The 13,621-nt window shown below is 40.4% G+C and carries 12 protein-coding genes; 10 read left to right on the top strand and 2 right to left on the bottom strand.

Features of this window, described 5'->3' with window-relative positions:
* Nucleotides 1–17 precede the first annotated feature (17 nt).
* Entirely contained in the window at nucleotides 18–2,180 is a 2,163-nt protein-coding gene (recQ, locus tag AACU33_RS23530; protein WP_096591065.1) for a DNA helicase RecQ, read from the top strand.
* Between the two features lie 46 nt (nucleotides 2,181–2,226).
* On the opposite strand, the gene AACU33_RS23525 is transcribed toward recQ, so the two are convergent.
* Nucleotides 2,227–3,750: an NB-ARC domain-containing protein gene (locus tag AACU33_RS23525; RefSeq protein WP_096595361.1), complete on the bottom strand. Its 1,524-nt coding sequence runs from the start codon at nucleotides 3,748–3,750 to the stop codon at nucleotides 2,227–2,229.
* A gap of 271 nt (nucleotides 3,751–4,021) precedes the next feature.
* On the opposite strand from AACU33_RS23525, the gene AACU33_RS23520 reads away from it, so the two are divergent.
* The 4 genes from AACU33_RS23520 to AACU33_RS23505 all read left to right on the top strand — a co-directional run bounded on the left by AACU33_RS23520 (nucleotide 4,022) and on the right by AACU33_RS23505 (nucleotide 7,642).
* The gene (locus tag AACU33_RS23520) at nucleotides 4,022–4,783 is read left to right on the top strand and encodes an SDR family oxidoreductase (protein ID WP_096591063.1); all 762 of its coding nucleotides are present in this window, start codon (nucleotides 4,022–4,024) and stop codon (nucleotides 4,781–4,783) included.
* Nucleotides 4,784–4,895: 112 nt separating this feature from the next.
* Nucleotides 4,896–5,858: an EthD domain-containing protein gene (locus AACU33_RS23515; protein ID WP_096591061.1), complete on the top strand. Its 963-nt coding sequence runs from the start codon at nucleotides 4,896–4,898 to the stop codon at nucleotides 5,856–5,858.
* Between the two features lie 421 nt (nucleotides 5,859–6,279).
* Nucleotides 6,280–6,918, top strand: a complete 639-nt coding sequence (locus AACU33_RS23510) for a DUF4142 domain-containing protein (RefSeq protein ID WP_096591059.1) — start codon at nucleotides 6,280–6,282, stop codon at nucleotides 6,916–6,918.
* A gap of 40 nt (nucleotides 6,919–6,958) precedes the next feature.
* Complete coding sequence (locus tag AACU33_RS23505; RefSeq protein ID WP_096591057.1) at nucleotides 6,959–7,642, top strand: DUF2834 domain-containing protein; 684 nt, start codon at nucleotides 6,959–6,961, stop codon at nucleotides 7,640–7,642.
* Nucleotides 7,643–7,754: 112 nt separating this feature from the next.
* Here the strand turns inward: AACU33_RS23505 and AACU33_RS37635 are convergent, their stop codons facing one another.
* Nucleotides 7,755–8,444 (bottom strand): WGxxGxxG-CTERM domain-containing protein, encoded by a 690-nt coding sequence (locus AACU33_RS37635; protein WP_096591055.1) that lies wholly within the window; start codon nucleotides 8,442–8,444, stop codon nucleotides 7,755–7,757.
* A 267-nt stretch (nucleotides 8,445–8,711) separates the two neighbouring features.
* On the opposite strand from AACU33_RS37635, the gene AACU33_RS23495 reads away from it, so the two are divergent.
* The 5 genes from AACU33_RS23495 to AACU33_RS23475 all read left to right on the top strand — a co-directional run bounded on the left by AACU33_RS23495 (nucleotide 8,712) and on the right by AACU33_RS23475 (nucleotide 13,615).
* On the top strand, nucleotides 8,712–8,837 hold the full coding sequence (locus tag AACU33_RS23495) for a hypothetical protein (RefSeq protein ID WP_339376239.1): 126 nt from the start codon (nucleotides 8,712–8,714) through the stop codon (nucleotides 8,835–8,837).
* A 414-nt stretch (nucleotides 8,838–9,251) separates the two neighbouring features.
* Nucleotides 9,252–9,833, top strand: coding sequence for a hypothetical protein (locus AACU33_RS23490; protein ID WP_096591053.1), 582 nt, complete (start codon nucleotides 9,252–9,254; stop codon nucleotides 9,831–9,833).
* A 119-nt stretch (nucleotides 9,834–9,952) separates the two neighbouring features.
* Nucleotides 9,953–10,960, top strand: coding sequence for a zinc-dependent alcohol dehydrogenase family protein (locus tag AACU33_RS23485; RefSeq protein ID WP_096591051.1), 1,008 nt, complete (start codon nucleotides 9,953–9,955; stop codon nucleotides 10,958–10,960).
* 266 nt (nucleotides 10,961–11,226) lie between these two features.
* A complete protein-coding gene (locus AACU33_RS23480) occupies nucleotides 11,227–13,224 on the top strand; it encodes a pentapeptide repeat-containing protein (protein WP_339376515.1) in 1,998 nt (665 codons plus the stop codon).
* A 211-nt stretch (nucleotides 13,225–13,435) separates the two neighbouring features.
* Nucleotides 13,436–13,615 carry a hypothetical protein gene (locus tag AACU33_RS23475; protein ID WP_339376238.1) on the top strand — a complete coding sequence of 60 codons (180 nt, stop codon included), beginning with the start codon at nucleotides 13,436–13,438 and terminating at the stop codon, nucleotides 13,613–13,615.
* Nucleotides 13,616–13,621 lie beyond the last annotated feature (6 nt).

The raw sequence follows: 13,621 nt of genomic DNA, 5'->3' as shown, positions 1-13,621 counted from the left end.
TCAGAAAAGCGATCGCTATGCTTCAGTATCCCAATCTCGAACAAGCGCTAAAATATCACTTCGGTTACGACCGATTCCGCCCCGGACAACGGCAAATTATCGAAGATGCGCTGCAAAATCGGGATTTGCTGGTAGTTATGCCTACGGGTGGAGGTAAATCTTTGTGCTTTCAGTTACCAGCGTTATTGAAGAAGGGTTTAACTGTGGTGGTGTCGCCACTGATCGCTTTGATGCAAGACCAAGTAGAAGCACTGCGAAATAATAATATTAGCGCTACATTCCTCAATAGCAGTCTTAACGCCTACAAAGTGCGATCGCGCGAAGAAGCCATCCTGAAAGGTAAAGTCAAATTACTCTACGTCGCGCCAGAACGTCTTCTAAGTGAAAGATTTCTCCCGTTTCTTGATTTAGTCAATCACCAAGTTGGTATTTCTACTTTTGCTATTGATGAAGCGCACTGCGTTTCTGAGTGGGGACATGACTTCCGCCCAGAATACCGCCAGTTAAGATCTGTGCGTAAACGTTACCCAAATGTTCCGAGTCTTGCCCTTACCGCCACAGCAACAGATCGCGTCCGTAGTGATATCATCCAACAATTAGGATTAAAGCAACCTAGTATCCACGTTGCTAGTTTTAACCGCCAAAACCTTTATTATGAAGTCCGTTCTAAAACTAAATATGCTTACGCTGAGTTATTAGAATTAATTCGCGAAACAGAAGGTTCAGTAATTGTTTATTGTTTAACTCGTAAAAAAGTTGAGGAACTTACTTTTAAACTGCAAAATGATAAAATAGCTGCCTTACCTTATCATGCCGGATTACCTGATGAAGAACGCAGCAAAAATCAAACGCGGTTTATTCGAGATGATGTCAGAGTAATGGTAGCAACCATTGCCTTTGGTATGGGCATTAATAAGCCAGATGTTAGGCTAGTAGTTCATTTTGATATTCCCCGAAATTTAGAAAGTTACTATCAAGAATCAGGTAGGGCAGGTAGAGATGGCGAACCATCACGCTGTACAATCTTTTTCAGCTTTGGTGATATTAAAACAATTGAATGGAGTATTGACCAAAAAACAGATCCGCAAGAACAGTTGATTGCCAAACAACAATTACGGCAGATGATAGACTATGCAGAAGGTACAGATTGTCGGCGCACAATTCAATTAGGTTATTTTGGCGAAAGGTTTGCGGGAAATTGCGGTAATTGTGATAATTGTCGTCATCCGAAACCGATACAAGATTGGACAATTGAAGCAATGAAATTCTTATCTTGTGTAGCGCGTTGTAAAGAAAGATTTGGAATGTTGCATATTATTGATGTGTTGCGAGGAGCAAAAAACCAGAAAATTACTCAAAACGAACACGACAAACTTTCTACCTACGGTATTGGTAAAGATAGAAGTATCGATGAGTGGCGAATGCTGGGGCGATCGCTTTTACATCAAGGCTTATTAGAACAAACCAGCGATGGTTATTCAGTGTTGAAACTTAACGCTTTAAGTTGGGAAGTGATGCGAAGACAGCGCACAGTTAATTTAGCTGTTCCTGTAATACAAAAGATTAGTTGGGAAGAGGGAAGTGAAAAAGCTGCTGAGGTGGAAATCCTCATGCAAAGATTGCGATCGCTCCGCAAACAACTAGCTGATGAACAGTCTGTACCGCCTTACGTGGTATTTCAAGATTCTACTTTGAAATTAATGGCACAGGTACAACCCAAAAACCTCACTGAATTTGCAAAACTTTCCGGTGTAGGCAGTCACAAACTTGCCCAATATGGGGAGAAATTCCTAGCAGAAATTCGTGCCTATCGTCAGGAACAAGGTGTAATAGATCCGCAAGATAATTCCAAACCTGTGGTTCGGCTTAGTTTACCTTCCGACACTGAATTATTAACATTACAATTACATCAACGAGGTTTGAGTATTGACGAAATTGCCCAAAAAAGAAATATTCGCTCTACTACAATCATCCGCCATCTTGCAGACTTAATTGAGAAAAATCAGCCTGTAGATTTAAATCAGTTGGTTCCTTTAGAACGCCAAAAAAAGATTTGGCAAGTTTTAGAAGTGCTAGGTGATATTTCTCTAACTCCAATTCGCGATCAACTGGGTGAGGGTTATACTTATGATGAAATTCGCTTAGTACGGGGAAAATGGCGACGCGAAAATCGTAAGTAATTTGATTTTAATGAGTTAAATCCATCCCCATTCTTTTAAAGCTGAGTTACGACTTTGATTGTTGAGTGCGTGTTTCTGCTTGTTCAAGTACACCCAGCACTATACTCAAAGCTAAATTTCTTTGCTTTGGTTCATTCCAATTCAAATCTAAAGCTGCTTTCAAGCTTGATGAGCCAAGGATAGATCCTCCCATCTTAAATGCATGAGCGAATAACAACGAAAGTTTTTTCAGTGCAATTTCTGTAGCAATCTGCTCTACTAATTTCTCATTAACGTATTCCATTACTAGAGGCTGTTGAGTATAGCTACTGGATTTTTTTTCTATTAGCGATCGCCCATTCAAAGCCTCTAACGCTTCTAACAACCTTGCTCTAGAAACAGTCGGCAAAATATCCTTTTGTAACCGATCGATTGTTGTCCATTCCCGATTAATTGCTAATCGGTACATTACAGTTTGTTCTAATGTAGATAAGCGATTGAATTGTTGCTCTAATAGACGACGGATACCATTGAACACCATTGTGTCTTGTTTTAAAAAATCCTCGATACTATTATCAAAGAGGTCTTGAATGGTAGTTGCAATAATTTTGAGAGCTAATAAATTGTTACCGTAGCGTTCGCATAATACTTGCTTTTCCCGTGGAGAACCGGCTAATCCCTTTGCTTGTAGCAAAGCGATCGCTGCTTCCTTGGAGCCTTGCAATTTCAAAGTACGAACTGCTAATTCTACACCTTCAAAAGTAGCTATTTCCGCTGGCTTTTCGCGGCTAGTAAGCATCACACAACTTTTATGGCTAGTTTCCCCTACTACGCGCAGCAGTTCGCCATATCCTTCATAGCCTGGGATATACTGTCCGGCTTGCTCTGCATCTAAAATCGTTTCCAAGTTATCCAAAATTACAAGACATCGCGCACTACGCAGGTAATGAATCAATTGTCCTATGTCTGTCTTAGTGCTTTGCTGATTTGATAAAAACAGTACTAAGTCAGTTAAAAGAGTTTCTAAAGGCGGAGCGTTACTCAGGCTACGCCAGATAATAAACTCAAACTCTGCTTGCAGAAGTTGAGCTAACTTCACGCTACAAGCACTCTTACCAATTCCACCCATACCTAAAAGTGCAATCAATCGACATTTATCTTGCACAATCCACTGTTTCAGAGTAGCAAGCTCACATTGTCGTCCGTAAAAAAACGACACATCAACTGCTTCACCCCAATCTTGGGCTGAGGAACTGAATAATTCTGTTTTGCTGTGTGAATTTGGTGTTAGAGGGATTGATTGAGCCTCTTTTTCTTCACTTTTCAGCAACAGCAATCTTCGCTCCAATGCTGTTTGAAAGTTGGTTTTGCTGACTTGTTCCCCCAATGCTTCAGAAAGCATCTTCCACAGCTTTGGCCCAACATCACGCCGGACATAACTTTCAGAGTATCCAGAATCTTCTGCAATCTTTTCGTAGGTTTGCCTTTGAAGAGAACCGATCAGAATTGCCGTTTCGACATCATTGAGATATCTGCCAAAACGCTCAAAGAGCGCAGCGTTTACTGTAGAGAGTTTTGGCTCAAAGTCCATTTTTTCATTTTTTATACCGACATCCTTATCATACCTGACATTTTCAGACATTTATAAACAACGGAGTCTAACTTATCTTTTGATAAACCTAATATTGTCGGGCAACAAGCTAATCTCTAAGATTTAAAAGTTTAAAACAATGTTTAAATATATTTCATTGTTTTTCTAAAATACCTGACTTTATTAGCCTTAAAAAGCAGACATTTTCTGCAATGACATAAATAAAATCTCGAATTAAGTTAATAGCAGGAATACAAGATATACCAAAAATATGGATGAATTTGGTAATAAAGTCGCGCTAATTACAGGTGGTAATTCAGGTATTGGTCGAGCAACAGCATTAGCTTTTGCTCAACAAGGAGCAAAAGTAGTAATTGCTAGCCGCAGAATTCAAGAGAGTGAAGAAACAGTCTCATTAATTCAAGACAAAGGCGGTACAGCAACATTCATACAGACTGATATAACTCAAGCCGTTCAAGTTAAAAACTTAATTGCTCAAATAGTTAACAATTACGGTCGCATCGACTATACATTTAATAATGCTGGTGTTGAAGAACCTGTTACTTCTAGTGTGGAAAAAACTGAAGAGATTTGGAATTCAGTTATTGATACTAATCTCAAAGGAGTTTGGTTATCTATGAAGTATCAAATTACCCAAATGTTAAAACAAGGTGGAGGAGTAATTATCAACAATTCCTCTATTCTTGGATTAGTTGGCTTTCCTCATGTTCCTATTTACGCTGCTAGTAAACATGGCGTTATTGGTTTAACCAAATCGCTAGCTTTAGAACACGCTAAAGACAATATTCGGATTAATTGCCTATGTCCTGGTGGCATAGAAACAGATTTGCTGGCTCGTAATTTAGATAGTTTAGGTGAAGAAGGTAAAAGCAAATTTATCTCTTTACATCCTATGGGTCGTTTAGGTAAACCAGAAGAAATTGCTAATAGTGTTATCTGGCTTTGTTCGCAGTCCGCTAGTTTTGTTACTGGACAATCCTTTGTTATTGATGGTGGCTTTACAGCCCAGTAGTTTTAATTTCTTTTATTGACTTAGATTCAGGTATTAATCCGAAGTATGCGATTCAATCAAGCCGCAGGCTTTCTGCATTCTTAATGAGATTTGTTAAGCAAGGAAAAAGGTAATGACAACAGTAATAGCAACACAAATTAGAAGAGTTGATTACTCAAACCGCGATCAAAAAGGTAAGGTAGCTTTCTACTTGTGTTTGTGGAAACGCAAAGGCATTTCCCTAGAACTTTTCAATAACTATTGGAAAAACGTGCATGGCCCTGTCTGTGCGCGTCTTCCAGGACAGTATCAATACTGGCAGTTTCACCTAGCTCAAAATGAAGCTGGCATTTGGCCGCAAACTATCGGCGTAGATTACACCTGTACTGAAGAAGAACAATTTCCAGCAATTGCCGAATTAACTTTTGAATCAGAAGCTGAACGCGATATCTGGTTCAAATCTGCCGCCATTCTCATGGATGATGAACGCAATATATTCAGCAAAGCAATTGGTTACATAACTAATGCTGGCAATTCCAAAACCTATATTGATAGCATCCCCACAGGAGATCCCAACGGAAAATTGGGTGTGGTTAAGTTCCACATCATGGTGAAGAAATCTCATGCTGTGAGTGTGGAAGCTTTTCGCAGATACATGACAGAAACTTTTGCCCCAGCAGTTATCCAAAATAATTCTGTGCTGAAATTCCGGCTGCATTTATTGGAGGAAGTAGATACTTCTCGCCCAGATGCACCTGGGGTATCTCATTATGAATCTCCAGAAAAACAGTATCAAGCTGCCTTTGAAATTGCTTTTGCCAATCGTCTGGAAATGGAAAGATTTTTTGCTTCAAAAGAATATGCTGTTGCTGTGCAAGATAAGGCTAAGTATATTCAGCGATTTTTACCATTTCCAGAGCAAGCTGCTTACACTTTTGTTTACGAAGGCAAGATGACGCTGGCGGGACAGCGGAGTTCTACAGTCGCAGAACTGATCGTTAATATGGGTGCAACCAACCAATTGAGAGAGGATATAGTTTCTCTAATGCTGGAACACAAACCGATCTCTAACTCAAAGGGTTTTGGTACTTGCTAAAGAAAATGTCACCTAGATTCACCGCGGTCATAGAGGCAGTGTTACCTCAAAACTGAGCAATTAACTTTCTATCGTAATGTTTTTGCTCCAAGTGGATTGTTGAAGTTAATCGCAACAGCCTAATATCATGTTGGATTGTGAAAAGCTTTGAAGAACGTAGTCAAGTTTTGAGGAGAGATTCTTGATAACTTGAGAGTACCTCCATAGATGGAAGGGAAAGCTATTCCTGAGGCGGAAGGAAAACTTCTGCCTCAGTAGTTACCTTTGCGATCGTAAGCAAATACAAATTGAGTCGATGGTAAATGTCCGATGGCGAACAGGTGAAAGTTTCCTCAAGGAAGCGATTTCACCAATTCACCAAAGGTAGGCTTGATGGCAATCATCATTGTTCAAAGTTTCAAACAGAGCAATATCAATGCATATGCTGAATCGCACAAAGGGTTTCAAAAAGATTATTGGTAGCTTTCTCGGAGTTGCTGCTTTTATTAGTCTTCCAGGATTAGCACAAGCTAATTTGAATGATGTTAATAACACTTCTAGCCATTACATTTTGGCTCAGAATACCTCTACACCGATTTCTCCTGGAAGTTCCACACCCAACCAAGGGTCTACGGATGGTAATACTTCAGTAACTACACTGGATGCAGAATTCATGACTAAAGCAGCGCAAAGTGACTTGACCGAAATTCAAACCAGTCAGCTAGCACTACGAAAGTCACGAAACAAAGCTGTTCGTAACTATGCACAGCAAATGATTCAACAACATACAGCTTCCAGCAAAAAACTGGCTGCGATCGCAAAAAATAAAAACTTCACTCTACCGACAGATATTGGCCCAGAAAATAAAGCCTTGTTGACAAACCTGCAAAAAGCCTCTGGTAATACTTTCAACCAAGCATATCTGCAAGGACAAACTCAAGCTCATCAAAAAACCTTAGCTGAGTACCAAAAGTACCTACAAAATGGACAAGATCCGGATTTGAGAGGTTTTGCAAATCAAATTTCACCACTTGTTGCTCAACACTTACAGATGGCTCAAAAGATGACAGCAAGACGTTAACGATTACTACAGTTGTAGATTTCATAGCCAGTTTGCCGTTATGTCTAGAAAAATCATTCTTGTTTTGATTTGGTTGGGATTTGTGGCTTACACGATCTGGTTGGCTCCACTAGATCAAGCTGATACATGGTCGTTAGCGTGGAAGTTGTTAACCTTTCAATTGGGAGAACTCAACGCGATCGTTCCCACGATTTTCTGGCTGATGGGCATCTGGCCTATGATCTACGCTTGTTTGATGTTTGCTGATGGCAGAATGCAAAACTTTCGCGCTTGGCCATATTTCATTGGCTCAAATTTTACGGGAGTAATTTGCCTTTTGCCTTATTTAATTTTTCGTCAATCAAATCAAGAGTTCTCTGGGCCAATAGATAAGTGGCTTTCAATTCTTGAACAACGCAAAACAGGAGTTATCCTACTAGGCACTACGATGGGACTGTTGGCTTATGCAGGAATTGCAGGAAACTGGCAAGATTATGTTCAACAGTTTTTTTCACGGCCTTTCGTTCATCTCATTAGTATCGATTTTTGTCTGATGTGCCTGGTATTTCCATTGACTTCACTATTTGATGATGACATGGCACGTCGAGGTCTTAAGGATGGCTGGATTTTTTGGAGTGTTGCGCTTGTTCCTTTATTTGGCCCTTTAATTTATCTTTGTTTGCGCCCATCTTTACGAGAAACTGAACTCCAAGAATACAACGCTACAGTAACTACTGCTTATTAAAACGCGATCGCCCCTACAATCCATGACAATCGATCGAGAGAAGCCCTCACTATCACAGTGAGGGCTTTATTTAGGAAATGCTCAAGAATGCGAGATACTTGTCAGCTAATCATTAATATCTTGTTGAGCCGGAACCTGTGCCTGTAGTTTGATTGGGATCTGTATAAGCGCGGGGTTTTTCGCGATTACGAGCTAAACCAGCTAAACCCGCTAAACCAAGTAATCCTAACCAACCCCAGTCAAAACCGCGATCGCCTCTTACATCGCTAGTTCCTCGCACAGAAGGGTTAGTTGTGGTACTAGTTCCTGTAGTTGTGTCAGTACCAGTACCTGTAGTACCTGTGGTCGTGTCAGTACCTGTGGTGCCTGTACCTGTAGTATCTGTGCTGCTACCTGTGCCTGTAGTGCCTGTGCTGCTACCTGTACCTGTAGTACCTGTGCTACTACCTGTACCCGTAGTACCTGTGCTGCCACCTGTGCCTAGACCATTAGTACCACCTGTGCTGCTACCTGTACCCGTAGTACCTGTGCTACTACCTGTGCCCGTGGTACCTGTGCTACTACCTGTACCTAGACCAGTAGTACCACCTGTGCTGCCACCTGTGCCTAGACCAGTAGTACCACCTGTGCTGCTACCTGTACCTGTAGTCCCTGTAGAGCCTGTGCTGCCTGTACTACTACCTGAAGAACTACCGCCAGAAGAACCTGTTTGGGCAGAAACGGACATAGATAAAGGTACAGCAGTAAAACTCAGAGCAAAGATACCAGCCAAAACATATTTAGATAAATTCAAAGGTCTCATGATTATTATCCTTAAATGGTCTAGATTTCTGTGGTTGAGAGATTGTCAATAACGCCGTTGGCAACTCAATCTGCTACTAAATTCAGTATTTTTAGGCACTACAGATTAAAGACCCTAAGGTCTGAAAACATGGGAATAAATGAGATTAAGAAAAAGCCTAGGCAGTTTTCAGCGATATTTAGGCAAGATGAAGATTCACACTAGATTCATAATTATCTCGATCTTCTGAAAAATTTCTGCTTTGAGTATGAGCTTGGTAATGGACTGATGGAATCAGCATTATTAGGATCGCTATTTCTGCACCCTCGTAAAAACCCCCACGACGGTTTGCTATACGTCGAGGTAACTTTGACTAAGAATAACTTTTGCGATTTTCCTCAACGTCTACCATAGGATCAAAATCACTTCTATCAAAAGTATTAGGATGCTATCCCTACCAATTTATATTTCCAGTTGACATAATTTATTCTTTGGTATCTTGAATATTTATGAGTAATAGCAGTACAGTTGTTCATATCAAATTAAGATTAACCAATTTCAGTTAATGATTTCGGTCGCAAACAGCTTAAATCAAGGCTTGATTAGTTTAGATTGCTTTCACTATCAGCAATCATAAATCGAATTTTTAAAGATAGTTAAATTTATCGTCATAGAAAATTATACTTTCCCAACAAAAACTGCTTGCATTACATCTAATGGGGGATATGAATTTAATAAAAACTTGCTCTAGTAATTTTGATTCTGATAGCTAAAATCTCTGACTTAAGACACTCATAATTTAATATCTCAAAATTTTAAGATACCCGTATGACGATAGTTACCAGAAATAATCTGCCTCAACCACTAATATCTCCTGAGAGATTAGCTCATCAGCGTCTTGCAGCAGAAAGAATGCAAGATGTTAACCTTTTACTACAAAATTTAGCTAATAGTGAAGAAGCGACTATTAAGCTAATTATTGATTGTCTATATGATGTTGGTTCCGTAAACTTAATTAACCGCAGGCTGCGATCGCGTCCTTTAAACCGGACAATGAAACAAATCGCCAAAATGTCTAAGCCTGTATTTAGAATTATTGCATGGCATTGGTTTAAAAAAAATTGTCCTGAGTTAATTGCTAAGTGGCTGGAAACCAAGGTTGCTTTTGAAGACCCCACAGATCTACCTCAAAAAGTTGCTGTGGAAATTTCAGAAGTCAAACCCTATTCCCAGCTAGAAGTAGATAACATGAGCCGAGAAATTAAATATTTGCGTCAGCAAGTCAGATGGCTAGTTGGGGTTTCCATAGCCGCGCTTTCGGCTTTAGGTGTCACAGTCACGGCACTCAACCGCAGTCCAGATGCACCATTACAAACTACACAGCAAATTCAATCGCTGATGCATCGGTAGTTTTATGGTGTTATCGATAAAGTACTGAAACACTTGAATAAAAGCGATCGCTCCCTACTCCCTCTTAAGCTAAAGTTGCAAATGAGCGTGGATCTAGCTTAAGCCAGGAGGAAAGAGTTATGAAAGCAGTCTTAATGACAGCAGCAGGTAGCCCTGAGGTGCTACAACTACAAGAAATCACAAACCCTGGTGTTCCTGTAGGAGATACTGAACTTTTAGTACGCTTGGTAGCAGCTGGTATAAATCCCATTGATACAAAACTTCGCCAACGCGGTACTTTCTACCCCGAACAAATGCCTGCTATTCTCGGATGCGATGGTGCAGGTGTAGTTGAAGCTGTCGGTGCTGGCGTACAGCGCTTTCGACCAGGCGATGCGGTGTATTTTTGCTATGGCGGCTTAGGCGCACATCAAGGTAATTATGCTGAATATACTGTTGTTGATGAGCGCTTTGTTGCGCATAAACCCGCTTCCGTATCCTTTGCTGAAGCCGCAGCCGCACCTTTAGTACTAATTACTGCTTGGGAAGCTTTATACGAACGAGGACGACTGGAACCCAGAGAAAACGTTTTAATTCATGCTGGTGCTGGTGGAGTTGGCCATGTAGCCATTCAACTCGCAAAACTCAAAGGTGCTAATGTTGCTACTACAGTCGGTTCGGAAGATAAGGCTAACTTTGTTAAACAACTAGGTGCTGATGAGGTAATTTTTTATAAACAAACTGACTTTGTACAAGCCGCTTTAGATTGGACTAATGGTGAAGGTGTAGATTTGGCCTTCGACACTGTAGGTGGAGAAACCTTTCACAAAACCTTCCCAGCCGTGCGGGTATATGGTGATATTGTGACAATTCTCGAACCAAGTGCTAATACTATTTGGAAAGTTGCGAGAAACCGTAATCTTCGCATTGGTTTGGAATTGATGTTGACACCGATGTTGCAAGGAATCGTGGAGGGACTTCAGCACCATGCCGAAATTCTCCAACAGTGCGCGACTTGGATCGATCAAGGTAAGTTAAAAATCCATGTCAGCCATAAATTCCCTTTAGAAGAAGCAGCTAAAGCACATCAATTACTTGAAACTGGGTCTATCACAGGTAAAATTGTTCTGCTGATTAGCAATGAATAGTTAAAAACAATTTGAGTAAATTATTTTTGAAACGCAAAGTGTCGCCAAGGGAAGCGCAAAGGTTCGCAGAGAAATTACTCTGTGTACCTCTGCGTTCAACCTTTGCGCTCCTCTGCGTTTTATTAAGTCTTCTTTTCTTCTTTCCTCTACCAGCTTTTGCTGTACAAACATCACTAGAACGCACACCTTTAACTCTTGCTCTCTTACAAGAACGAGTACGTACGCCAATACTCCGCGAAGGCAATTTAACAATAGATTTGCGGCAAATGGTAATCGATCTACGCCCAGAAAACGCTAGCTTTCGCGATGCTTTTTATCAATTGCTGCGTAAAGAATTACAAAAAACTGGTGCAAAACCTTTGGGGTTAGACCTTAGTTATTCTGTAATTCAAGGAGATTTTATGGGTAACGAGTTAGGATTAAGAACTCCCCTCTATGCCCAAGAAATTGCACCTATTTTTACCTCAACTGAACAAGAACAATTAGAAAGTTTGCGCCTCGTTTGTTTGCAGTCACTCGCAATTGCTTTACCCAATTCTAAAGACTGTCGATCGCTTTTAGGAACGCAATCAGCAGCATCTAGCGACTTTACGGTATTTCGTGGTTCTCTGACACTGATACAAACTCGTTTTAATGGCGAAGTATGGTTTCCTAATATCTTCTTTCTTCAATCTGTAGATGCTCAAAGCGCAACTTTTATTCAACCAACTAACTGGAATGAAACCAGATTCAGCCGTGCTGTTAGCTTTACTGGTGCTACTTTCCGACATTTGAGCAATTTCCAGGGAAGTATTTTTTTCAACAAAGCTAGTTTTAAGCAAGCCCAATTTCAAGAAACTGCTGATTTTCAACACAGTATATTTGAAGATACTGCCAACTTCAATCAGGTAAATTTTAAGCAGTTGGCTAAATTTAATAATGTGCAATGGCTAGGAAGTGCTGATTTTTCTAATGTGCATTTTTTGAGTCAAGCACAGTTTACTAAAGCTAATTTTGAGCAATTTCTATTATTGTCAGAAGCAACTTTTGACCAAGCAGTGATATTTCGAGAAACCCAGTTTGAGCGAGCTATAAGTTTACAAGGTGCGAGCATTCTTAATCTCGCAGATTTTAGCGATGCCAAGTTTTCAAAGGAAGCATTTTTAGCTGTATCTGGTCTTAGCTTTAATTCTAATCAAGCAAAAATTTTAGGTAATTCTGGTGAGATTGGTAAGAGATTTTGCGTTCCTACCCTACAAGGAAATCAAAACGTCTTGCGTAATTTAGGACAGAATTTTCGTCAGCAACAGCAAATAGCAGATGCTAATCAGCTGGAGTACACTAAACAACGATTGCGACTGACGGAATTAGGCCATCGTCTGATATCTACAAATATTAATACTGCTCCTCTAGCCAATTTGAAAAGATTAGGTTTTTCCGCAAATCAAGCGGAAGCGATCGCCCAGCGTCGTCAAGTTAAACTATTCCGCAACAATAGCGAATTACTAACTTTAGCAGACATTGATTTAGACACCTACGGTCAATTGCGCGATCGCATCATTGTCAGCGAACCACTTTCATTAGGTGGCTGGTTACTCCAAGCTTGGAGTTGGTTAGCTTTGAGCGTGCTACTGCTATTGAGTGGCTATGGTACAAATATTTGGCTAGTATTTGGCGTTGGCGGAGTTGCGATCGCTTTTTTTGGCTTGCTATTTTGGCTAGTCGATCGTTATCGTCGTCTGCATCCCGTGCCAATTATTCCCACATACTACGAAACAATTTCTATATTGGTGAGTTTTAGCTGTTTAGAATTTTTTAGTCTATTCGCCATCTTTCGGAGTGCCGAACAACCTTGGCTTACACTAGGGTGTCTGTTAATTATTATTGTCCCCGTACCGATAATTTTATTGATGCGACTGTACCAGCAAGGTCGCTATCACAATTTATTAGATGTTTCTTACTTCACAGAAGACGGAACTCTGCGCCAATTACGATTACTCATTGGACGCCTACCAGTCATTCCCAGAAATCCCACATTTCGCGAACGATATATGCCTTTGTTGTGGACTCGGCGCTGGAACTGGCTCAACTACTACGACTTTAGCCTCAATAACTTAGTGAGATTAGGGTTTAACGATATTCGGATGCGAGATGAACATCTACCTAGCATCATCGCGACACTTGGCTGGTATGAGTGGAGTCTAGGTTTACTTTACATTACCTTAGTGTTGTGGACTCTCTCGCGTACCATTCCGGGATTGAACTTGCTGATTTATCTTAAGTAAATACTGTTTGGTCTAATGACGATGAAATCAGAGAAAAAATCAGTTAAAGGCAGGAAACCCTACCTCTAACCGAAATCAAAGCATTTTGTAACCAAATACCAACTTCAATATCACACATGATTTTGACGTAGGTATTACAAAATCATGACAACGGTGCGACCTAGCAAAGCTGTCATTTGTACTCAACAAGTAGTTTTATAGTTAAGAGGTCGTGGCGTCAAAAGGAATTCCTGCGGATATTGTTGCTCGCGCTGTTGTCCGTGCACTCACCGCAAGACATCCCAAAACACGCTATCTCGTAGAACAAGACGCCAAAATTTATGCCATGCTCAAACATCTTTTACCCGATAAACTGTATGAGCGTGTGGTTTTACATTCTATGGGTTTGTAGATGTTG

It is taken from the genome of Calothrix sp. NIES-2098, assembly GCF_963875125.1.
Classification (GTDB): domain Bacteria; phylum Cyanobacteriota; class Cyanobacteriia; order Cyanobacteriales; family Nostocaceae; genus Aulosira.
The sequence above is the reverse complement of the archived record's forward strand: the minus strand, read 5'-3'. Positions and strand labels throughout refer to the sequence as shown.